The following is a 23,131-nucleotide window of genomic DNA, read 5'->3' as shown; positions in this document are numbered from 1 at the left end:
GCCAACGCGTACCAAAAAGGTGGTTGGGTATTGCATATGCTGCGCCGTAAAATTGGCGATGAAGCATTTTGGAAGGGTGTTGCTAATTATTATAAACAATACAACGGCAGCAATGCCAACACCGATGTCCTGCGTGTAGTAATGGAAAAAGCCAGCGGGTCAAACTTGAAACAATTCTTCGATCAATGGCTGCGTACAGCCGGGCACCCGCAATTAAAAATAACCTGGGATTATAACCCAGCCGGTAAAACTGTTGCCATACACATAAATCAGCTACAGGAAAAACCTTATCAGTTTGCGTTTGAGTGCTCGGTAGATGGTAAATTGTATAAGTGGGATGTTAAAGCTTTAGCTACAACATTTAATGTCCCGGCAGCGTCGGCAAAGCCCGAGATAAAAATAGATCCGAATGTTAACCTTTTGGCCACTTTTGTGGAATAAGCTGGGTAATTAAACCTTTGGAATGGTAGGGAGTCAAACACGTTAGTGTGCAACACTTGGTAGATTCAGGGCGATCAGAAACTGTAATTTAGTTCCGGTAATTTTGTTTTTACCTATATATAATTTTGATAATTTAAATAATTCAAAACAATATATCTTTTTAAAATGTTTTTCGTATAATTGAACCATACAATAACCCCAATATAAACTATTGTATAATTAACCCAATCTGTTCACTTAATTATTAACACCATGACAAAAGCCTATCAATCCATTTATGTAACGTTTTACAGGTGGAGCTTCAAAAATTTCGGTCAGGGCAAATTGCCTCAGTTTAAATCGTTGTTTAACGTAAGCTTTTTACTGGTTGTGGTGTTAACAAATGCCATGCTACTTACAAAGCTAATGGTTAAGGCACAATGGCTAAAGCTTGATATGTCGGCATACGTGGTTATTTTGTTTGGGGCAGTGTTTTTCTTGTTGATAAATCACTTTATCCTGTTAAATAACCGCATGTTTAAACAATTGAACGCCCGCCTGGCTACCATAAGCGTACATAATAAAAACCTGTTTTCGGTAGTGTTGCTGGTAAATGTATTATTTGCCTGTGGCCTGTGCTTTATTAGATAAAATATAATGTAGAACAAAAAACCCGCGCTATTTATAGCGCGGGTTTTTTGTTGGTAGTAGTTGTAATTCACTCCATCACCACATCATGTTTTTTGGCGACGTTATGCATAAAGGCAGGGTCTTTCCCTAACATTTTTACTGTCCGGCTCCGGTTTTTCAAAGGGTCATTGTGGCCACCCGGTGTTAGCGTTACCAGCAATTTGCCGGTTTGCGTACCCTCGTTTGTAAAGCTGTGTAACGTTCCGCACGGAATAAAAATACTGGCACCCGCTTCGGCTTCGTATTTTTCACCATCGGCAAAAAGCAGGAACTTGCCATTAGTAACTAAAATTATCTTGTCTTCGCGGTTGCAAGTGTGAGCGGGCGAGCTTACACCAACACCAACTTCCTGTTCGGTAATGGTTAATTTGCCGCCGCTGCATTTAGTACTAAGGATAACGCTCATGCGTATCCCCATCATTTCTATATTTTGAGCCGATTCTGTAAAGTTTATGGTAGATGCCATTGTGTTAACATTTGGGTAATACTATGACGGCGGTTTGCCGTTGAGTGTTACAGATACACTAAGAAAATGTTGCGTGTTTAAACGGCTAATGTGCTCTTATGCAGAGATAGTTAGGAGCAGCTGAGCCTATAAATTTGGTGTTGATTGATCGATGATTTTAATGTATTGCCGCCGCATGCGTGCCGTGTGTGGAAAAGCATACTGCATTAGGGATAGTAGCAGATACCGGCCTGAGCCTAATGCCTGTGCGCGTATAAGCGAATGAGCCCGGCCGCAGGCAATGCCCTAATAGACTAAGTAAATACAAAACAGGGTAACTATATTTAACAATTCCGCCCATCAAATAAATTCTATATCTTTCGCATAACAAAAACCTATCATGTGTTAGTTAAGACCTTTGGAAGTGCGGTTTATGGTATAGAGGCTATTACCATTACAGTTGAAGTGAATATAAGCGGAGGTAAACTGGCTTATTTTATTGTTGGCCTGCCGGATAATGCTGTACGCGAATCCATGCAGCGGGTAGAAACGGCCTTGCAAACAAACGGTTACCGTATGCCAAGGCAGCGTATTGTAGTAAATATGGCACCTGCAGATATCCGTAAAGAGGGTTCTGCGTACGATTTAACAATTGCCGTTGCGATACTTTCAGCATCGGGACAGATCCAATCGGAGGACTTAGAGAAATACCTCATCATGGGTGAACTATCGCTTGATGGCGGGTTGCAACCTATTAAGGGAGCTTTGCCTATCGCTATTCAAGCACGCAAAGAGGGTTACAAAGGATTCATCCTACCCAAACAAAACGCACGCGAAGCTGCCATTGTAGATAACCTGGAAGTTTATGGGGTTGAGAATATAAAACAGGTTGCCGATTTTTTTAATGGCGATACCAGCCTGGAGCCTGAAGTAGTGAATACACGCGACGAGTTCTATAACAGCCTTACCGCATATGACAGCGACTTTAGCGAGGTGCGCGGACAGGAAAATATTAAACGTGCTTTAGAGATAGCCGCCGCAGGCGGGCATAATGTAATATTGATAGGCCCACCCGGGGCGGGCAAAACCATGCTGGCCCGCAGGCTGCCATCCATATTGCCGCCATTGAGTTTGTACGAATCATTAGAGACCACCAAGATCCATTCGGTAGCCGGGAAGTTATCTGCTGCAGATGCGCTGGTTACTACCCGGCCATTTAGATCGCCACACCATACTATTAGCGATGTGGCTTTGGTTGGTGGCGGCAGTAACCCACAACCGGGCGAGATTTCGCTGGCACATAACGGTGTTTTGTTTTTAGATGAATTACCGGAATTTAAACGCAGCGCCCTTGAGGTAATGCGCCAACCGCTGGAAGAACGCAAGGTTACTATATCGCGCGCTAAGTTTACGGTTGATTACCCCAGCAGCTTTATGCTTATTGCCAGTATGAACCCCTGCCCTTGCGGTTATTATAACCACCCCGAAAAGGAATGTATTTGCCCGTCGGGGACGGTGCAAAAATATTTAAGCAAAATATCGGGCCCATTGTTAGATCGTATAGACCTGCATGTGGAAGTTACGCCGGTTAACTTTAATGAGCTGTCATCTGAACGATTGGCCGAAAAAAGCGAGTTCATCCGCGACAGGGTAATAAAAGCCCGCGAGATACAAATAGAACGTTTTGGGGAACGGCCAGATCTGCATGCCAATGCGCAGATGAGCCCGCAAATGGTAAGGGATATTTGTAAAATAACTGCCGCCGGCCAGGCCCTGTTAAAAAAGGCGATGGAAAAGTTGGGCCTATCTGCCCGTGCATATGACCGGATCCTGAAAGTTGCCCGCACCATTGCCGATCTGGCCGGTAGCGAGGAGATCATGTTAGAGCATTTAGCCGAAGCCATACATTTCAGGAGTTTGGATAGAGAGGGCTGGGCTGGGTGATGAGTGCTATTAAAACCAAACTTAAAATTATCTCCACAAACTGGATAAATATGGCAGTTATTGCTGTTGCCACTTACTTGTGGTGTATTATTAATTCATTTTTTCAAATGAATAGTGTTTCCGATTTGCCGGGTACGCTTGTACGTGGGGTTGTAGGAGGGGCAATACTGGTCCTTTTTTATGGGGCAATGTTTTTTGCGGGTTTCATGATTATTATGCTTTTTCTGGACATTATTCTTTTGAGACAAAACGCTAAATATCTGCGTGTTAAACTAATTAGTGAATGGATATTGGGAAGTAGCCCATTTGTATATTGGACCGTAATTTATAACGAATGGATCTTTGCTGTAGCAATAGTAGCGTTTGGGGGAGCGCAGCTACTTAGAGAAAAACGAATTGTGTCAATTATTAATCAGGAGGGCAAAATCTCGGACAATTTGCATTTTTGATTGTAGTGAATAATCAGCCCGGGCGCCAAGCCAGCAGACGTGTGAGCGTAACTCCTACCCAAATTCATGCATGCATTTAACGATATATAAGTTTCGTCCTACAAAATTGGTAAACGTACCCTTACACTTTATACCCCTAATTAAAAAATTTGCTTTTTTTAAAACTTATTGATAGCTTCACCCATCTACATTACCCATGAGCGATAAAACAAAAAAGATCATCATTTTTGATGATGATGAGGACATTCTGTCTATCTGTAGTTATATTTTAGAAGAACAAGGATGGGAGGTTCACACCTTTACCGATTGTAATGATATTACTGAAAAAGTTGCCGGGATATCTCCTGACGTGATACTAATGGATAATTGGATACCCGATGCAGGTGGCATTATTGCTACGCAAACCCTTAAAAAAGAAGAAGCGTTAAAAAACATCCCGGTAATATATTTTTCGGCGAATAGTGATATACAATTACTTGCCGACCATGCCGGTGCTGAATCCTATCTTGCCAAACCTTTCGATCTGGAAGAACTGGAGCGGGTTATTAACGCGGTACTTATCCATAATTAAAACATTATTATACATAAAAAGACCCATCTGCAATTTGCAGATGGGTCTTTGTTTTATATCTATTTTAGAATGCGCCGCCACCACCACCGCCGGGTGGACGTTCTCCACGGCCGCCGCCATCTCTCATGCCCCTTTCAGGATTTGATGCCGGAGCCTTGCCTGAGAATTTTTGAAGGCGGAAGGTAAAGCTTAATAAGTAATAACGGCCAAGCCTGTTTACGTTTGTTTGCGTAACGGTACTGCCATTAGTAACGGTAGAGAAGCCGGTGTTTTCGTTAAATAAATCGTATGCTGCAAAACGCAGGGTGCCACGATGATCTTTTAAGAAGCGGCGCTCTACATAAGTGTTAAATATGTTAGGGTTTTTAATCCCTATGCTGCTTGAGTAACCATAGTTTAATGTTTTGGTGTAATCGTAGCTTAATGTCCAGTCTTTCCAAACGTAGTTTTTACCGTTTATACCCAGATCAAGCGCGCGGACATTGGTGTTTTGATTGGTTTGCGGTGTGTTTAAAGAGTTGTTGGTTTTATTAAGCGAAAACCTTGAGAATAACTCTGCATCTATTATATCGGTAACATTCATACGGAAACGCAATTGTGGCGCAAAGGTTAAAGTTTTAGCAATGTTTTTCTCGATAGGTGTAATGTTGTTCAATGAATCGACACTTTGCGAGAAACCGATATTGTTGGTATAGTTAAACTGGCCGCCAAATATTAAGGTGTATTTACGCTCGCTCCATGGTTTTGAGTAAAGGAAGTTTGCGCCGGCTGAGTAGTACCCGTCCGAATTTAAATACTTTACTAATGTGGTGTTTTGCAGGTTCTTTAAAGATGGATCTGCCGCTAAAGTTGCTGCGGTAAATTTAGGGTCATAGCTAACTATATTCTGTACTATCTTGTGATCAGTTTGCGTGTAATTCAAACCAACAAGGAAGATATTGCCCGTTTGAAAGCTAAACGCGTTATAACGTAATGATATGTTGTTAGTGAACTCCGGGTTCAAATTAGGGTTACCCTGTACTGGGTATAACGCGTTAGAAAAATCTATAACAGGCTGTAGCTGGTTAAATGCAGGCTGGTTACTGCTGCCATTATAGTTAAAGCGTAATGACTGGCTTCTGTTGAAATTGTAGTTAAAGCTTGCCGCCGGAATGATGTTAAAGGTAGATACGCTTGTAGATACATTGTTCATCAGATTGATACCATCAAGCTTTGATGGCTGGCCGCCAATACCCAGGGTTAAATTATACTTCTTCTCAACTATACGGTAGTTAAGCCCAAAACGGTTAGTAGTAAAGGTATAATTATAGTTGTTGCTCAAAAGATCGTACTTGTGATATAAATCGGGCGACGGAGTATAAAGGGTATCTGTTTCTTTATCGCTTGATGTGAAACTGTGGTTTAAAGCATAATTAAGCTCCAGGAACGATACTTTACCCAAAGGCTCCTGGTACGAGAAGTTTACACCATAAGTATTTGTCCGGCTATCAGTATAAATAACCTGGTTTTTGGGTGCTGTTTGCGAACCAGCTGTGAAGGTATAAATAGGATTGTCAAAAGACGAGGTTTTACCTGAGTTTGCACTAAACCCAATGTTTAGGTTTCGTCTGCTGCCTTTAAAACGGTGATTAAAGAAGCCGGTAACGCCATAGTTTGGCGATGTTGAATTACTTATTGAGTTTGATGTATATTTTAAGTTGGTAACATCTGTTTTGGTAACGGTATCTCTTCTGATTGAAGTAACATCGTCAAAGCTGGTAACATCTGTACCATTGTAGGTAAATGTTGGTGTTACTTTTAAATAGTTTAGCGTATCGGGTTTCCACTCCAGGTTAAAATTAAACCTGTGGTTGGTTGGGGTGTTGGTTTCCTGGCTTAGTTGGTTACTTGTGCTTGGGTTTCTTGAATTGTTGATCTGCTCGGTGTTTGAGTTAGTGAAGGTAGAATTATGGCTAAAACTATAGCTACCATAAACAGCTAAATTTTTGCCCCATTGGTCCCTGAAGTTTAAACCGATAGAACGTGCATTGGTTATACCATTTGCATTGGTAGTAGAGCCGGTAGAGCCGCCGCGCAGGGCGTTACCCCGGCCACCACCGCCGCCACCGCCACCAAAACCACCCCCACCTGCAGCGCCGCCCGTTGGGGTGCCATAGCTAAATGTATTAACGTTGGTGTTGTTAAGGTTGCCTAAAACGGAGATCTGCTGATCGCCCTTAAATTTGAAAAAGTTTACCAGGCCTATGTAACGGTTCTCGTTGGTTACACCGGGAGCTTTAGGAAGTATATCAGAGCCATCGCCGGCTGTTGCCTGGCCAAAGTACCCGTAATTTTTATCCTTACGGATGGTGAAGTTCAATATTTTGTTGGGCTCGCCGGTTTTTACGCCGGTAAGGTTTGCCTGGTCGCCATAATCGTCAACTATCTGTACACTTTCTATCACATCGGCAGGCAGGTTTTTAGTTGCACTTTGTACGTCGCCGCCAAAAAAGTCCTTACCATTTACACGCACCTTGGTAATTTGCTTGCCTTGCGATGATACGTTACCGTCTTTATCAACATCAACGCCGGGTATCTTTTTCAACACGTCCTCAATAGGGGCGTTCTCACGCACTTTATAGGCCGCAACGCTGTATTGTACGGTGTCTTCTTTAAACACTACCGGGTTAACCCCCACAATATTAACCGCCCCCAATTGCCTTGTGGCAGATTTTAGAACTATTGGGTCAAGCGCAACTGCTTTACCATCTACAGGGAGGGTGTAATGTTTAATAAGCCCCTGGTAACCGATAGAGCTTATGATCAATGTTATTTTATTCCCCTTTACCGATGGGAAAGAAAATTTACCATCAACATCTGCAATGGTAATAGTACTGTCGCCAAGCTCGGTACGTAGCTTAATGTTACTACCCGGAAGCGATAATTTAGTAGAGTCGACGATACTGCCACTTATTTGCCTGGCTGTTTGCGCATTCGACTTTGTGATATTTAAGCAAACAAGTGCTAATATTAAATAGAGGTATTTCATAATTATTTAAAAAACAAATGGGGTATTACAACACCCCTGCTTCAGACACATTTATTGTGCAAATGTTCACTTTATTAGTTTTAAATATTTAATAATCATAGCATTGTTACATATTTTAATAAGCAAATAATAGGATTGTTACACTACAACACAAAAGCCCCGCATAGCGAGGCTTTTGTACAAACTTTAAAAAATTGCTGTATACATTTATGTACAGCTATAATTACATTAATTTAACCTGAAAGTAGAAGCTACCTGATTAAAATTTCTCACGTTTAATCCCGGGTGTGTAAATGATAGTGTAGTAATTGATGTCCCTTTTATTACCACAACCCTAAAATCTAAACCGCTGGCTGTAAAGTTAGCTTTGATATCTAAATAGCCAACGCCAAAGTTTGATACGCTAAGAGCGCGATCGTTTTCGCTGTATGGCAGTGCATAATAACCGCTACCAGAACCCGTTACCCTGAAGTAAACAAGCACCAGCCCCTGATCAACAACATCTTGAGTAATTGCAGGAATAGAAAGCCTGGTTAAACCTGTTAATGTTACACTTTTATTTAACAGCAGGAAACTTTCAACATTGGCACTGCCATCCTGGCCATCCTGGCCGTTTTGACCTGCAGGGCCTTGTGGTCCTTGTGGTCCTTGTGGGCCTGTAGCACCAGTTTGCCCGGTTGCTCCTTGTGGTCCGGCAGGGCCCGTTGCTCCGGCAGGTCCTGTAGCACCAGTTTGCCCGTTTGCTCCTTGTGGGCCGGCCGGGCCTGTTGGCCCCGTTGCTCCTGTTTCGCCTTGTGGGCCGCCCCCTGCAGGTCCTGCTGGTCCTGTAGCTCCCTGTGGGCCGGCAGCTCCTGTTGCCCCCGTTGCGCCGGTAACCCCTTTTTCGCCCTGTACCCCTTGTGGGCCGGGTGTTGTAGATTTTTTACATGCTCCCACACTTAAAAGGCTAAGTGCTATAGTAGTTAAAAAAAGTCTGTTTTTTTTCATATAAATTTTGTGAGTGATAGAGACTTGTACGGAGTTATTAATATTTGGTTTCATAATTAATTTATGTGGAAATTTTTTATTTCAAAAAAACCCATAAAATGCTATAGGATATCCACAACCGCTATCCACTTTTGTTTAAAACTTTATTTGCTCTGCGAAACCTTTGCGATATTTTTTTCGTTACACATTAAAAACATTTACCCTATGGATAATTTTAGAGGATCTTTGCACGCAAAAGTGCATAAGTGGATGGATGCTATTGGCTTCAGGCTTAATGCATCACAAACAAGTGGAAAAAGTAAGGTAACCACTAACCATTATTTTTTTGAAACCTTTAATTTTTTTGAAAAATGGAAAGATAATGATCCTGCAAAAGCAAAATTTCTTTGTTTTGATACCTATGGTGAAAAGGTAAGCGTTAAAACATTGTTAGACTTGCAGGCCGCTTTTTTTGAAAATATTAGCCAACTAAAATAATTATCGCTGTCCGTAATCTGCGGCCCTCTAAAAAAGTGATATAATTAAAAAGCTCCCGTTAACTAACGGGGGCTTTTTTGATGAACCTTATTTTTTATTTGGTTTGTGGCCAGCAGCCGTTATCCGCTGGTGTAACATCGTCACTTAAGCGGCCCGGAGCAGCGCCTGCAATACTAACGATAGGGCGGGTTGGATATAATGCTTCCTTAATGCGCAAACGCAGATCGGTATAATGTGCTGATATTAAAGCATCGCCGCCTTTTGGCAGGCTTGCGCTTATTTTAGCTAATTCGGCACGTACCATTGGCCTTATATCTGATAAAGCAATGTTAATTGGTGTTAAGCCAATGCTGGCCAACTGTGCTGATGTTGCGCCCGGGAAGCTCCTGCTTGCATCTTCATTTAACAGGCTTTTTAAGTTATCAATATAACCACGCTGTAAATTGCGTTTATATTCATCGGGCGTACTGTTTGCAAATATACCCGAACGCAGATCATTAAACATATCTGCAACAGTATAGGCCTTAGCCCCATTTTTTGATTGATTATCAAACATACGAGCCATACGCGATGCATTAAGCACATTGGCAACGGCATTTACCTGTAAGGCTTTAATGCGGCCAATAATAACACCGTTATCAAACTTGCTTAATTCTTCGTTATTTATAAGCCAGGTTGGTGTGGTAAAAACTTGTTGATTTAAAAATACAAGTGCATCGTGTTGCAGGCTTTTGTTAACAAAGCCATAAACAGGGCCGCTTTGGTCGTAGGTTTTAAAGTTTTCGTTCATGCCGCCAACGTTCATGGTAACGTGGCCAATGTAGCGGTTAAACTGGCCTATAACCTCGTTATACAAGGTTTGCACATCATCATAGTCCTCACCCTTCTGGAAAGTCCATTTTTCGATGTTGGGTAATATCCTTTTCAGGTTGGCAATACCATATGTACTTGCTTTCATGGCGTTATCGCCTAAATCCTCGTTCTGTAAACGCGGGTCGATAGAAGTACCCTGCCTGCCATAATAATAAAGCGGGTTGCCGGCTTTTTCTTTAGTCCAAACATCCAATACTTCTTTTTCCTGGGTAGGTGTTTTCTTACCCGGGAAATGGCTGTAGCCCCATTTTACGGCCCAAAGGTCGTACTCGCCAATTTGCGGGTAAAGGTGGGTTACACCATCACCCGGCTGTGCTATATAGTTAAAGCGGGCATAATCCATAATGGATGGCGCTGTGCCATGCTTATCGGTGAATGATTTTGAACGTAACGAATCTACCGGGTAGGCGTAGCTTGAACCAAAGTTATGTGGCAGGCCTAATGTATGGCCAATTTCATGTGATGATACAAAACGGATCAATTCGCCCATTTGCGTATCGGTAAATTTAGCTGCGCGTACGCCTGGGTTAACGGCAGCCGTTTGTATGAAATACCAGTTGCGTAAAAGGCTCATCACATTATGGTACCAGCCAACATGGCTTTCTAATATTTCGCCGCTGCGTGGGTCTGATATATGCGGGCCGTAAGCATTTTGTACATCAGATGCAAAATACCTTATAACACTGTAACGCGCATCTTCGGTACTAAACTCCGGGTCTTGCTTTTTGGTTGGGGCTTCTTTACCCGCAATAGCATTTTTAAAACCGGCCGCTTCAAAAGCTTTGTTCCAATCGTTTATACCGGCAATTAAATAGGGCACCCATTTTTTTGGTGTAGCGGGGTCTATGTAGTAAACAATTTGTTTTTTGGGTTCAACCAGTTCGCCACGTGAATAAGCGGCTTCGTCTTTAGGTTCCAGTTTCCAACGATGAATATACGCGGTGGCCTCGGCTTTTTGAGCATCGGTACCATAGTCAGTTTGCCTTTGACCGAAAAAGCCTACGCGATCGTCATTCAAACGTGCTTTCATTGGCGTTTTTGGCAATAACACCATTGAGGTATTTAACTCAAAAGTTAAAGCGCCGTTAGAGTTATCTGTTGGTGATTCTACTGCACGGTATGTTTTTAAAGTATGCGTCTCTATGTTGATAGGGAAGCTTTTTATAGTATCGATGTATGACCTTGTGTTATCAACTCCGCTTATTTTATAAAGTTTCTTGATATTATCAGGCAAGCCTATGGCAGCAATATCACCGTTGTATAAATCGGAAACATCAATTAAAACGCCTGTAGTATCTTTGTTGTATGCTTTTATATCAAATGAGGCCAGTACGGCGTCAAGGTTTGAGTTTTTAACCGATTGATACATGTCGCTGGTGCTATCTGCTCTTACCGAGTAGCTTGGTACGCGAACAAAAACTTGTTTATCATGCTTTTCCCATTTCCAAACCTGGTTGTTAACTTCTTCGCCACCGTATTGCTGGCCGAAGGATTTTAAGCCTGTTGGTGTTTTTACAAAACGGGTAACTACCAGCATTTCCCGGTTGATAAGGCTATCTGGTATTTCAAAATAGTACTTGCCATCAACCTTGTAAGTGTTAAAAAGCCCGGTATCAGCTTTAACTTTTCCAATTAGATCGCTGAATTTTTTAATGCCCTCTTTTTTACCTGTACCTATTGTGGCGGTAGCGGTAGAGCCGCCGGGGGAAGCCGTGGTTTTTAGCGTAACAACACGGTCTGCTTGTTTTTTTGTGGCGCAAGAACTTGCAATGGTTGCTAAACCTAAAATTGCAACGGCCAGGTATGTATTAACCCGTAAAGATCTGTTCATTATTTGTTTAAAAAAATTAGTTAGGTATAAAAATATAGAAAAAAATTAGTAGAATACTAACGCAACAAGTTCGTTACGCGTAGGGTTTAAACTATATGCGGTGCTTTAATGTTATAACAACCCTGTCGTATCTTTTATCGTGGTATACCTCAAGCAGCAGGCTGCGTTCGGTTGTTTTAAAGAACGCGTCAATTTCTTCGGTAGTCATTTTTGATACGGGTTTAAAATTAATGGATGTTATTTCATCATCCTTAATCAGCCCAATATCATCAGCAGGCGAACCCGGTGCAACGCGGCCAACTATTAAATGTGAAAAATTATCTCCGGCTAAATAATATTCTATACCGCTCATGTCATGTTCAAACGGCGTTTTAAACTTTTCGTTGGATTTTAAATAAAGCAGGCCATTGGAATAATCGAATATCAGGTTAAATTTTTTTAGTATTCCAGTACCTATGTTGCCATCGCGTGGGACACTATAAGTTCTTTGTACATAATCTTTATCCGGGAACGACGTAATAACATTCTTTATTTTATAATTGCCAACGTCAATTTCCTTAACCCGGCTTAAATAACCCGTTATAGGCCCGTTAAGTGCCACCCCTAAATTTGCCGGAACAGATTTTTTAGGCAGCCCATGTTTTTGCAGCATATTTTCGAGCGATAAGGGATGCCCGGCGCCAAGGTCAATGATAAGCTTATTTGGTACTTTACTGCCATCGGGAAAAGTAATTGTAGTTGTTAGATATGGTTTTTTATCCTCAATTGTTATAGGCACCTTTTGGCTTTTTCTAAAAGGTTTAATGTCTTTGGGGCGGCAAACGGTCATTGTAGTATCGCTAAAATTTATTTTAACCCCCAGCGCGCTAAAAAACTCATACCCTAAAAGCCCATGTATTGGTAAGCCAATGTAGCCGGATAGGTTAAAATAATCGGTTTTTAATATTGCTGCTGATACATTTTCGCTTCTTAAACCGGGTATCTGAACATTTAAAGGGGGGGTAACATAAGCCTCATAGGCATCACCTTCGCCAAGCCCCGAAAGTTTGATTGTGCGCTTAGATGTAATGTTTATGGAGTCTACAAGTTTAGGCTCGGTAATTATCATGAGCCCAACCCCGGTATCTAAAATAAAATTGAAAGGCCCTTTATTGTTGATGTGGAGTTTAACCACCACCATATTTCGGATAAGCTTGAAAGGGATATCTACATTTTTACGGCCGCTATCAACCTCAAATGATTGTGCGTTTGCCGATACGAGGAGGCAATTGAATATGGCAGCGAGCCATATGTGTTTAAACTTTAAATATTTGTATAGACCGGCTAACACCTGGTTTGAATTGGAAGCTAAATCTACGTTATTATTTTATAAAATAACAGAATAGTTTACACAGATGCTGCCTTTGCTGCCAGGTCGTATTATTTAACAGATCAAATACAGTTCATAGGGAACTAAGTATGATAAGAAACAAGGTCACTCTTTTTTGTCTTTTTTATCCTCGCATTTAAGATTGCCCTGTAAATCGGGGTTTTGAGGTGGCAGTTTATCTACTGTTCTTTCAACTTCGGTTTGTTGTATGTGTACCGCATACTCGGCAGGTTCAATACGGCTGCCAATTGCTTCGGCATAAACCTGGGTAAACTCGGCGCCAATATACAATATAGCCGATGTATAATAGATCCACACCAAAATTACAATAAGCGACCCTGCCGCCCCATAAGTGGAGCCCTGTGCGGTATATTGTATATATAAACTTATAATATACTGGCCAATCATAAATAAAATGGCGGTGAACATAGCACCAGAGCGCACATCCTTCCATTTAATTTTAACATCCGGCAAAAATTTGAATATGATGCCAAAAAGTACAGAAATCACCACGAACGATACAAACAAGTTTATCCCCTGTATAAGATATTTGGTTACACTGGGCAGAAAGCGAATTATTTGACTGCTTAATGCCGCTATTGCAATATTAACCACGAGAGATGCTATAAGCAAGAAGCCTAAGCTAATAATAAGCGAGAACGACAAAAACCTGTTTTGCAGCATTTTTACCCATCCTTTTTTGGGTTTAGCTTTTACCCGCCAAATAGTGTTTAACGAATCTTGTATCTCCAGGAAAATACTGCTGGCACCAATTAATAAAGTAATAACCGATATAATAACAGCGATGCCTGTTTTACCGGAAAATTCCAGCCCTTTAAGCATTTCCTGTATTTGTAAAGCGGCTTTTGCGCCTACATAGTGCTCAATTTGGGGGTAAAGGCGGCCGGTTGCGGCATCCGGGCCAAAGAAAAAACCGGTTAGGGATATGATAAGTATTAGCAAAGGGGCCAGCGAAAAAACCGTATAATAAGCTAATGACGCGCTAAACTTTAAACCATTATCACTTGAAAAACCGCTGAAGGTGGCCATTAGAACCTTCCATAGCTGTTTTAAATATTCCTTGCTAAAAAATTTCATATCAAAAATCGAATATATTTGTTAGACCCATTAAAACAGATAACACCATTTTATGAAAATTGTAATGATGCCCGCTAACTTTTTTAAGTTATTGTTTATTTGTTTGTTACTAAGCAATTTTAATGCCTCGGCTCAAAAAACGAACATTTGGATAGTACGCCATGCCGAAAAAGCAACCCCAATGGCGAAAGATGATGAACCGGTCTTAAGTGCCGCGGGGCAAAAGCGTGCCGAAGCACTGGCTAAAGAGTTAAAGCGCGAACACATAAAGGCCATATATGTTACCAAGTATAAACGTACCGGGCTTACTGCAAGGCCGTTGGCTTATAAAGTAAAAGTTTTGCCGAGGGTTTATGATACCGACACCGCCGTACTAAAAAAGTTTGCCAAAACTGTTTTAAAGAATTTTAAAGGGGATAACGTTTTAATTGTTGGGCACTCTAACACCATAATGGTGTTGTTGGATGCCTTTGGTGCCGAAATGCCTTTTACCGCGCTTGATGAAGGGGATTACGATATGCTGTTTAGAGTAACGGTAAAAGATAATGGTAAGGTAGAGCTTGCTATTGATTACTATGGCGATAAGCACCACACCAACGAGATACCCGAAAAGTATCAGCCGGAAATAAACCACCCGGAAACAGTAAGGCCGTTCACCAATTATTAATGGTTAGATACCACCAGCAGGTCAAGGTCTTTGCTTGGGATAGAGAAGCGTTCGCCCATATACTTGTTGGTTAGGTGCCCCTGGTAAATGTACACGGCATTGCGGATACCGGCCTTTTGCCATATTACATTCTTTAAACTACCCTGTTCGCCAATGTCCAGTAAAATAGGCGCGAATATATTGGTAAGCGCATAAGTTGCTGTACGCGCCACGCGCGATGCAATGTTGGGTACGCAATAATGTATTACATCATATTTACGGAAAACGGGGTGTGTGTGGTTGGTGACTTCTGATGTTTCGAAACACCCTCCCTGGTCAATACTTACATCAATAATAACTGAGTTTGGTTTCATTTTACTTACCGTAGCCTCGGATACGATGCATGGGCTTCGGCCGTCATCAGCACGAATGGCACCAATGGCAACATCGCATGATGTTATGGCTTTTTCCAGCACAATTGGCTGCACTACCGAAGTGAAAATTCTGGTGCCTATATTATTTTGCAAACGGCGCAGTTTGTAAATAGATGGGTCGAATACTTTAACCTCGGCGCCAAGTGATATGGCGGTGCGGGCAGCATATTCGCCAACGGTACCTGCGCCTATTATTACAATCTCTGTTGGTGGCACACCTGTTATTCCACCCAGCATAAGGCCCTTGCCTTCAAAAATATTACTCAGGTACTCGGCCGCTATAAGTACTGATGTAGCACCTACAATTTCGCTCATGGCGCGCACAACGGTGAGCGACCCTCCCTCGTCTTCGAGGTGCTCAAAGCAAAGGGCTGTTATTTTCTTTTTGATAAGCGCATGCAGGCATTCGGCTTTTAAGGTAGATAACTGCAGCGCAGAAATGAGCAACTGGCCGGGTTTCATCATCTCTATCTCCTCCATAGTAGGTGGCGCTATTTTGATAATGATATCGGCTTCGTAAACTTTTTTGGTATCGTAAACTATTTGGGCTCCTTGTTCGCTGTAATTATTATCAGAGAAGTTGGCGGCCTGGCCGGCATTGCTTTCCAGCATTATCTCGTGGCCATTATTTATAAGCAGTGCTACCGATAGAGGGGTAAGCGGGATGCGGTTTTCCTGGAAAGAAACCTCCTTGGGGATGCCAATATAAAGCTTATTCTTTTTACTCTTAACTTCAAGCATCGACTCTTGGGGTTGCATCATTGCCTGCCTGGCAATATTTGAGAACCCGCTGTATTTCCCTGTACTCATGATCGTTGTTTTTCCGGCTGATGAAGATAAGAAAAAAATAAGTTTGATTATTATGAAATGTTTTCAACTGTTATTTGCCTGGAATTGGCATCTAAAACATGGATGCGCACACCGGTAAAGCTATCCGGGATCAAATTGGCGATCTTTTCCGGCCACTCTATAAAACAGTAATTGCCCGAGTAAAAGTATTCTTCATAACCCATATCCAGTGCCTCGTTTTGATCTTTTAACCTGTAAAAATCGAAATGATATACCGGGCTGTCAGTCCCTTTATATTCATTTACGATGGAAAAAGTAGGGCTGGTTACGGAGTCACTAACTCCCAATTTTTCGCACAGCGATTTAATAAGGGTGGTTTTGCCCGCCCCCATATCGCCATAAAAAAGAAAAATTCGGCTATTACCGGCAAAGTTTAGGATCTGGTTCGCCGTTTTTGGCAGATCTGCTGTGGATGTGGTGTGTAAGTCCAATGGTCTTTTACTTAGAACGTTATTGCGAGGTACGAAGCAATCTCTTTAGGATAGTTGTACACCTTGCATGGTGGATTTGCTCAAAGAGATTGCTTCGTACCTCGCAATGACGGGGTTATTATTTCTGCTTCAAAAATAAAAATTTATTTAGGCCCGTAGGTAACTATCGGGATAATCATTTCTTCTAATGAGATACCGCCGTGCTGGAAAGTCTCGTTATAAAAATTCACAAAATGGTTGTAGTTGTTTGGGTACACAAAATAGCTGTCACCCTTGGCAAATACAAAGCTGGAGCTTACGTGAAGCTTAGGCAGCATGGCATCGTGCGGGTTGCGTATGTGGAATACCTCTTTGGCATTATAGTTAAGGTTTTTACCTTGCTTATAACGCAGGTTGGTATTTGTGTTGCGGTCGCCAATTATTTTGCTTGGGTTTTTAACGCGAATAGTACCGTGGTCTGTTGTGATGATAACCCTTACCTGTTTCGAAGCCAGAAACTTCAACAGATCAAATAAAGGCGAGTGCTCAAACCATGATAGGGTTAATGAGCGGTAAGCCGCATCATCACTGGCCAGTTCGCGTATCATTTGCATATCGGTACGGGCATGGCTCAGCATATCAACAAAATTGTACACCACCACGTTCAGCTCGTTATTCATCAGGTTATTAACCGATTCATTTAACGCGCGGCCCTCATCAATATTTAATATTTTATGGTACGAGTGCTTTACATCTCTGCGTAAGGTCCTTTTTAACTGATCGGCAACAAAATCAGCTTCATAAAGGTTCTTACCGCCTTCGTCCTCGTCGTTTTGCCACATTTGCGGGTAACGGGTTTCCATCTCTAAAGGCATCAGGCCCGAAAATATGGAGTTACGGGCATATTGTGTAGCCGTTGGCAGGATGCTGTAATAAGTATCCTCTTCCTCTAACCTAAAGTATTCTGATATGATAGGATTGATGATCTTGAACTGATCATAGCGCAAATTGTCTATTAATATAAAAAAAACCGGCCCTTTACCGTCCAGCTTAGGGAACAGCTTCTTTTTAAATAATTGCGTGGAAATGGTTGGCCCGTTCTCGGGGTCTTTTATCCAGCTTAGATAATTACGTTCAACAAACTTGCAGAACTGTACGTTGGCCTCGGCTTTTTGTAGGGTTAGTATTTCGTGCATGCCGGCATCTTCCAAAGTCTCCAGCTCCAGCTCCCAGTATATTAGTTTTTTGTAAACATCAACCCATTCCTGGTAGCTTAGGTTATCGTTAAGGGTCATGCCCAGGCTGCGAAAATCCTGCTGGTAGGCCATGGTTGTTTTAGCACCCACCAGTTTTTTATTCTCTGTAAGTTTTTTAATGGTAAGCAAAATTTGCTTGGGGTGTACCGGCTTTATCAGATAGTCATCAATTTTTGAACCAATGGCATCCTCCATTAAATACTCCTCCTCGTTTTTGGTGATAAGTACTATCGGGACATCGTTATTTATATTTTTTATTTGCTGCAGTGTTTCCAGCCCGGTAAGCCCCGGCATGTTTTCATCCAGGAAAACCAGATCGAAGTATTGCTTCTTAAATTCTTCAACAGCATCGTTACCGTTGGTAACGGTTGTTACTTTATAGCCCTTTTCAGTTAGAAAAAGTACGTGTGGTCTCAGCAGATCAATTTCGTCATCGGCCCATAATATTGTGGTATCCTGCATAATATCTTTATTTTTACCCACCTATAACCTTTAGGTGGGGCATTTTGTTGTAAAAATATGCAAAGGATTAACATTAATTAACAAATAGACCGTGCTTGTTTTGTCATAATTCAACACTTTTGTATTCTTAACAGCTACCTTGAACAAAAAGAAAATTATAAACGACCCGGTTTACGGGTTTATCAGCATACCAACCGAGTTGGTATATGACCTGATAGATCATCCTTACTTTCAGCGCTTACGCTATATTAAACAACTGGGGATGACACATCTGGTTTACCCAGGTGCGCTGCATACCCGTTTCCATCATGCCTTAGGTGCGATGCACCTGATGAGCCTGGCTATTGAAACGCTTTGCAATAAAGGGGTAGATATCTCTGCCGAAGAAAAAGAAGGCCTTACTATAGCCATTTTACTGCACGATATTGGCCACGGGCCCTTCTCGCATGCTTTGGAGCATACCATTGTGGAAGAAATTAGCCACGAAGATATTTCTATACTGCTGATGAATAAGCTGAACGAGGAGTTTGGCGGTAAGCTAACATTGGCCATCAGCATATTTAAAGGCGACCATCCAAAACACTTTTTGCATCAACTGGTATCCAGTCAGTTGGATATGGACAGGATGGATTACCTGAACCGGGATAGTTATTTTACGGGTGTATCTGAAGGTGTTATAAGTTCTGACCGCATCATTAAAATGCTGAACATAAAGGATGACAGTATTACGGTTGAAGAAAAAGGGATTTACTCGATAGAAAAATTTCTGATCGCCCGCAGGCTGATGTATTGGCAGGTATATCTGCACAAAACCGTTATAGCCGCCGAGCAGGTGCTTTGCAAAATATTTTTGCGCAGCCGCGAACTGGCTTTGCAGGGAACACACTTCCCATTAACTCCCGCTTTAAACTATTTTTTAAAGAACGTTATTACCAAAGAGGAATTTATGAGCGGTGACGCGCATTTAAAAACCTTTGCCCTGCTGGATGACACCGATGTAATGGCTGCTGTAAAAATATGGGCCGATAGTGATGATGATGTATTGGCCACCCTTTGCCATAACCTGATAAACCGCCGGCTATACCACGTAGATATTACTGCCGAGAAGCCCGACGAAAATTTTGTTAAACAATTGACAGCCAACGCGGTTAAAAAGTACAACATTAGCGAACATGAGGCTTCGTACTATGTATTTACGGATACCATACGCAATAACGCCTATAATAAAGGCGATGGTAACATTCATATATTGATGAAAGACGGCAGTATTAAAGATATTACGCTGGCCAGCGATAATTCAAACCTGGAGGCATTATCAAAAACTGTAAAAAAATATATACTTTGTTATGCCAAAGACCTGTTATAAGTGGTGAGTGGTGAATGGTTAGTTGATGAATAATTAACATAACCTACTTATGAGCGGCAGTTTGTACCCATTTATTAATAATTTGTTGCTATGGTTTTAACATTTAAATTTGTACGATGCAATTTACCGCAAAGGATATAGCCTTTATGCTAAATGGAACAGTTGAAGGCGATCCGCTTGTTGCGGTTAACCACCTGGCCAAAATAGAAGAAGGCAACACTGGTTCGTTATCATTTTTAGCTAACCCTAAATATGAGCCATACTTGTATACAACCAATGCATCGGTTGTAATAGTGAACAATAGCCAGGAATTAACCGCACCGGTAAATACTACGCTTATACGGGTCGAGAATGCCTACGGCGCTTTCTCCTTATTGCTCGAAAAATACAATACCATTAAGCTGAATAAATCGGGTATAGAGCAGCCAAGCTTTATACATTCATCTGCCAAAATAGGTGAAGAACCTTACATAGGGGCCTTCACGTATATTAGCCAGGATGTTGTAATGGGCGATAACTGCAAAATTTATCCCGGCTGTTATATTGCCGATAATGTAAAATTGGGTAATAATGTAACTTTGTTTCCTGGTGTTAAAGTGTACTTTGACTGTATAATTGGCAACGATGTTGTTATACATTCGGGCGCTATAATTGGTAGCGATGGCTTCGGCTTTGCACCAAATGCCAATGGTACTTATAGTAAGGTAGCACAAATAGGCAACGTTGTTATTGAAGATAACGTTGAAGTGGGTGCTAATACAACAATAGACAGGGCAACAATGGGGTCAACCTATATCCGCAAAGGCGCAAAGCTGGATAACCTGGTGCAAATAGCCCATAATGTTGAGCTTGGGCAAAATACGGTGATAGCCGCGCAAACAGGTATAGCGGGCAGTACTAAGCTTGGCGAAAATGTAATGCTTGGCGGGCAGGTTGGTGTGGTTGGCCATATTACTATTGCAAAAGGTACACAGGTGCAAGCGCAATCGGGCGTTAGCCGTAACATTACCGAAGAGGGTAAAAAATGGGCAGGTTCGCCGGCTATTGGTTACACAGCCGATATGCGTTCGAACGTGGTAGTAAGCAGATTGCCCGAACTGGAAAAAAGAGTTAACGAACTGGAAAAGATAATTACAGAACTAAGAAAAAACAGCGACGGCTAAATATTTGCCGATACAGTTATGAATGTAAAACAAAGAACTATTAAAGAGCCTGTTTCGGTTTCGGGCACTGGCCTGCACACCGGCGAAAGCGTTACCATGACCTTTAACCCGGCACCAGAAAAACACGGCTATAAATTTCGCCGGATAGATTTGCCCGGCCAGCCAATTATTGATGCCGATGTTGATAATGTTACTGATACATCAAGGGGAACAACCCTTACCCAAAACGGCGCCAGCGTAAGCACAGTTGAACACGTGCTTGCCGCTTTAGTTGGTTTGGAGATAGATAATGTGCTGATTGATATGGATGGGCCCGAAACACCTATCATGGATGGCAGCTCGATACAATTTATAAATGCTATTGAAGAAGCCGGCTTTCAGGAGCAGGAAGCAGACAGGGAATATTATCATATCCCGTATAACATCCACTATTCGGAGCCCGACCGTAAGGTTGACATGGTGGCTATGCCTTTAGATGGTGATTACCGCTTTACTTGTATGGTTGATTATAACTCGCAGGTTTTGGGCAGTCAGCATGCAACCATATCAAGCCTGGCCGAGTTTAAAAAAGAAATTGCATCCAGCCGTACCTTCTGCTTTTTGCATGAGCTGGAAATGCTGGTTAAGCACGACCTGATAAAAGGCGGCGATCTTAACAACGCCATTGTGGTTGTTGATAAAGAAGTTGACGACGAAGAGCTTGCCCACCTTGCAAAAATATTTAACCGTAAGGATATAAATGTTGCCCCGCAGGGGATCTTGAATAATATTGAGCTTCGCCACCAAAACGAGCCTGCACGCCACAAACTGCTGGATATGATTGGTGACCTGGCATTGGTAGGTGTTCCGTTGAAAGGGCATATTATGGCTGCAAGGCCGGGCCATGCGGCAAACGTTGCATTCGCCAAAAAAATAAAAACATTGATAAAAAAAGAACGCAGCCGCAAACATGTAAAGGTTTACGACCCTAACATGACACCGGTGTACGATACTGTTCAGATCATGAACATATTGCCGCACCGCCCGCCAATGTTACTCGTTGATAAAATATTAGAGTTGACCAAAACACACGTTGTGGGCTTAAAGGCCGTAACCATGAATGAGCCTTTCTTTGTAGGTCATTTTCCGGGGGCGCCTGTTATGCCGGGCGTTTTACAGATAGAAGCAATGGCGCAAACCGGTGGTATATTGGTATTAAACACCGTACCCGATCCCGAAAACTGGTTAACGCTTTTCCTTAAAATCGAGAATGCGAGATTTAAGGACAAGGTTTTACCGGGTGATACGTTAATATTCCGTTGTGACCTGATAGCACCTATCCGCCGTGGCATTGCACAAATGAAAGGCATTGGTATGGTTGGTGAAAAGATAGTTGTAGAGGCTGAGCTAATGGCACAAATAGTTAGATATAAATAATATGATACAGCCCTTAGCATATATACACCCACAGGCAAAAATTGCCGATAACGTGGTTATTGAGCCCTTTGTTACCATACATAAAGATGTGGAAATTGGCGAAGGTACCTGGGTTGGCTCAAACTCCGTTATTATGGATGGCGCCCGTATTGGTAAAAACTGCCGTATTTTCCCGGGTGCTGTAGTATCTGCACCACCGCAAGATCTAAAATACAAGGGCGAACCAAGCACCGTAACCATTGGCGATAATACCGTTATCCGCGAATGTGTAACGCTTAACCGTGGTACCGCGCTTGATAAAAATACCACCACTATAGGTAGCAATTGCCTGCTAATGGCTTATGTGCACGTTGCGCACGATTGTGTTATTGGCGATAATGTTATTATAGCAAACGCGGTGCAGCTTGCAGGCCACATTAATGTGTACGATTATGCTTTTATAGGCGGTACATCTGCCGTACACCAGTTTGTTGAAATTGGCGCGCATAGCATGATATCCGGCGGGTCATTGGTACGTAAGGATGTCCCTCCGTTTACTAAAGCTGGTCGCGAGCCCTTATCTTATATCGGGATCAACTCTGTTGGTTTGCGCCGCAGAGGGTTTTCTGCCGAAACCATTAACGAGATCCAGGAGATCTACCGGATCATCTTCCTGAAAAAATATAACATGACCAAGGCTCTTGATATTATCGAGGCCGAATTTAACCCTACTGTTGAACGCGACGAGATCATCAATTTTGTGCAGAACTCGCAACGTGGTATCATGAAGGGATTTGGAAGCTCTTAAAGAAAGTTTGCAGGTATTAGTGGGCAGTTTGCAGTTAAAGATAAACCAATCGCTACTACGCCTGCAAACTGCCTACTAATACCTGCCTACTAATAATGAACATCACTCTCCAAAACATAGGCCGTCGTTTTAACCGTGAATGGATATTCAAGGGGATAGA

Annotated in this window: 20 protein-coding genes; 11 read left to right on the top strand and 9 right to left on the bottom strand. The window is 42.1% G+C overall.

The features are described from left to right. On the top strand, window positions 1-441 hold a 441-nt coding region (locus JWQ85_RS01150), incomplete at its 5' end, for a M1 family aminopeptidase (RefSeq protein ID WP_299462657.1). A gap of 252 nt (window positions 442-693) precedes the next feature. Beyond that, window positions 694-1,071: a hypothetical protein gene (locus tag JWQ85_RS01145; RefSeq protein WP_299462654.1), complete on the top strand. Its 378-nt coding sequence runs from the start codon at window positions 694-696 to the stop codon at window positions 1,069-1,071. 67 nt (window positions 1,072-1,138) lie between these two features. Here the strand turns inward: JWQ85_RS01145 and JWQ85_RS01140 are convergent, their stop codons facing one another. Beyond that, window positions 1,139-1,576, bottom strand: a complete 438-nt coding sequence (locus JWQ85_RS01140; RefSeq protein WP_299462651.1) for a cupin domain-containing protein — start codon at window positions 1,574-1,576, stop codon at window positions 1,139-1,141. Between the two features lie 381 nt (window positions 1,577-1,957). Between JWQ85_RS01140 and JWQ85_RS01135 the strand changes: the two genes are divergently transcribed. The 3 genes from JWQ85_RS01135 to JWQ85_RS01125 all read left to right on the top strand — a co-directional run bounded on the left by JWQ85_RS01135 (window position 1,958) and on the right by JWQ85_RS01125 (window position 4,519). Continuing rightward, complete coding sequence (locus tag JWQ85_RS01135) at window positions 1,958-3,499, top strand: YifB family Mg chelatase-like AAA ATPase (protein ID WP_299462648.1); 1,542 nt, start codon at window positions 1,958-1,960, stop codon at window positions 3,497-3,499. Between the two features lie 50 nt (window positions 3,500-3,549). Further along, complete coding sequence (locus JWQ85_RS01130; protein ID WP_299462645.1) at window positions 3,550-3,948, top strand: hypothetical protein; 399 nt, start codon at window positions 3,550-3,552, stop codon at window positions 3,946-3,948. A gap of 196 nt (window positions 3,949-4,144) precedes the next feature. After that, a complete protein-coding gene (locus JWQ85_RS01125; RefSeq protein WP_299462643.1) occupies window positions 4,145-4,519 on the top strand; it encodes a response regulator in 375 nt (124 codons plus the stop codon). A gap of 64 nt (window positions 4,520-4,583) precedes the next feature. On the opposite strand, the gene JWQ85_RS01120 is transcribed toward JWQ85_RS01125, so the two are convergent. Together JWQ85_RS01120 and JWQ85_RS01115 are read right to left on the bottom strand one after the other, a co-directional pair. Next, on the bottom strand, window positions 4,584-7,547 hold the full coding sequence (locus tag JWQ85_RS01120) for an outer membrane beta-barrel protein (protein ID WP_299462639.1): 2,964 nt from the start codon (window positions 7,545-7,547) through the stop codon (window positions 4,584-4,586). A 228-nt stretch (window positions 7,548-7,775) separates the two neighbouring features. Next, window positions 7,776-8,534 carry a hypothetical protein gene (locus JWQ85_RS01115; RefSeq protein ID WP_299462636.1) on the bottom strand — a complete coding sequence of 253 codons (759 nt, stop codon included), beginning with the start codon at window positions 8,532-8,534 and terminating at the stop codon, window positions 7,776-7,778. Window positions 8,535-8,738: 204 nt separating this feature from the next. On the opposite strand from JWQ85_RS01115, the gene JWQ85_RS01110 reads away from it, so the two are divergent. Further along, on the top strand, window positions 8,739-9,011 hold the full coding sequence (locus tag JWQ85_RS01110; protein WP_256540481.1) for a hypothetical protein: 273 nt from the start codon (window positions 8,739-8,741) through the stop codon (window positions 9,009-9,011). A gap of 94 nt (window positions 9,012-9,105) precedes the next feature. On the opposite strand, the gene JWQ85_RS01105 is transcribed toward JWQ85_RS01110, so the two are convergent. The 3 genes from JWQ85_RS01105 to JWQ85_RS01095 form a co-directional block, all read right to left on the bottom strand. After that, entirely contained in the window at window positions 9,106-11,715 is a 2,610-nt protein-coding gene (locus JWQ85_RS01105; RefSeq protein WP_299462632.1) for a zinc-dependent metalloprotease, read from the bottom strand. Between the two features lie 91 nt (window positions 11,716-11,806). Beyond that, window positions 11,807-13,045, bottom strand: coding sequence for an aspartyl protease family protein (locus JWQ85_RS01100; RefSeq protein ID WP_299462629.1), 1,239 nt, complete (start codon window positions 13,043-13,045; stop codon window positions 11,807-11,809). Between the two features lie 144 nt (window positions 13,046-13,189). Then, on the bottom strand, window positions 13,190-14,182 hold the full coding sequence (locus tag JWQ85_RS01095) for a YihY/virulence factor BrkB family protein (RefSeq protein WP_299462626.1): 993 nt from the start codon (window positions 14,180-14,182) through the stop codon (window positions 13,190-13,192). A 52-nt stretch (window positions 14,183-14,234) separates the two neighbouring features. On the opposite strand from JWQ85_RS01095, the gene JWQ85_RS01090 reads away from it, so the two are divergent. Then, window positions 14,235-14,849 (top strand): histidine phosphatase family protein, encoded by a 615-nt coding sequence (locus JWQ85_RS01090; protein WP_299462623.1) that lies wholly within the window; start codon window positions 14,235-14,237, stop codon window positions 14,847-14,849. Here the strand turns inward: JWQ85_RS01090 and JWQ85_RS01085 are convergent. The 3 genes from JWQ85_RS01085 to JWQ85_RS01075 all read right to left on the bottom strand — a co-directional run bounded on the left by JWQ85_RS01085 (window position 14,846) and on the right by JWQ85_RS01075 (window position 18,239). Beyond that, window positions 14,846-16,072, bottom strand: coding sequence for an alanine dehydrogenase (locus JWQ85_RS01085; RefSeq protein WP_256540486.1), 1,227 nt, complete (start codon window positions 16,070-16,072; stop codon window positions 14,846-14,848). The genes JWQ85_RS01090 and JWQ85_RS01085 overlap by 4 nt on opposite strands. Window positions 16,073-16,122: 50 nt before the next feature. Then, on the bottom strand, window positions 16,123-16,542 hold the full coding sequence (tsaE, locus tag JWQ85_RS01080; RefSeq protein WP_299462619.1) for a tRNA (adenosine(37)-N6)-threonylcarbamoyltransferase complex ATPase subunit type 1 TsaE: 420 nt from the start codon (window positions 16,540-16,542) through the stop codon (window positions 16,123-16,125). Window positions 16,543-16,685: 143 nt separating this feature from the next. Continuing rightward, a complete protein-coding gene (locus tag JWQ85_RS01075; protein WP_299462616.1) occupies window positions 16,686-18,239 on the bottom strand; it encodes a bifunctional response regulator/alkaline phosphatase family protein in 1,554 nt (517 codons plus the stop codon). A 139-nt stretch (window positions 18,240-18,378) separates the two neighbouring features. Between JWQ85_RS01075 and JWQ85_RS01070 the strand changes: the two genes are divergently transcribed. The 4 genes from JWQ85_RS01070 (at window position 18,379) to lpxA (ending at window position 22,971) form a co-directional block, all read left to right on the top strand. Next, window positions 18,379-19,605: an HD domain-containing protein gene (locus JWQ85_RS01070; RefSeq protein ID WP_299462613.1), complete on the top strand. Its 1,227-nt coding sequence runs from the start codon at window positions 18,379-18,381 to the stop codon at window positions 19,603-19,605. Between the two features lie 116 nt (window positions 19,606-19,721). Further along, complete coding sequence (gene lpxD / locus JWQ85_RS01065) at window positions 19,722-20,768, top strand: UDP-3-O-(3-hydroxymyristoyl)glucosamine N-acyltransferase (protein WP_299462610.1); 1,047 nt, start codon at window positions 19,722-19,724, stop codon at window positions 20,766-20,768. Window positions 20,769-20,786: 18 nt separating this feature from the next. Continuing rightward, complete coding sequence (locus tag JWQ85_RS01060) at window positions 20,787-22,184, top strand: bifunctional UDP-3-O-[3-hydroxymyristoyl] N-acetylglucosamine deacetylase/3-hydroxyacyl-ACP dehydratase (RefSeq protein WP_256540491.1); 1,398 nt, start codon at window positions 20,787-20,789, stop codon at window positions 22,182-22,184. A gap of 1 nt (window position 22,185) precedes the next feature. Next, window positions 22,186-22,971, top strand: coding sequence for an acyl-ACP--UDP-N-acetylglucosamine O-acyltransferase (gene lpxA / locus JWQ85_RS01055; RefSeq protein ID WP_256540492.1), 786 nt, complete (start codon window positions 22,186-22,188; stop codon window positions 22,969-22,971). The last annotated feature ends 160 nt before the right edge of the window (window positions 22,972-23,131 follow it).

This window comes from Mucilaginibacter sp., from assembly GCF_028288105.1.
Classification (GTDB): Bacteria; Bacteroidota; Bacteroidia; order Sphingobacteriales; family Sphingobacteriaceae; genus Mucilaginibacter.
Note: the sequence above shows the minus strand (reverse complement) of the source record. Positions and strands in the feature narration are given on the sequence as shown.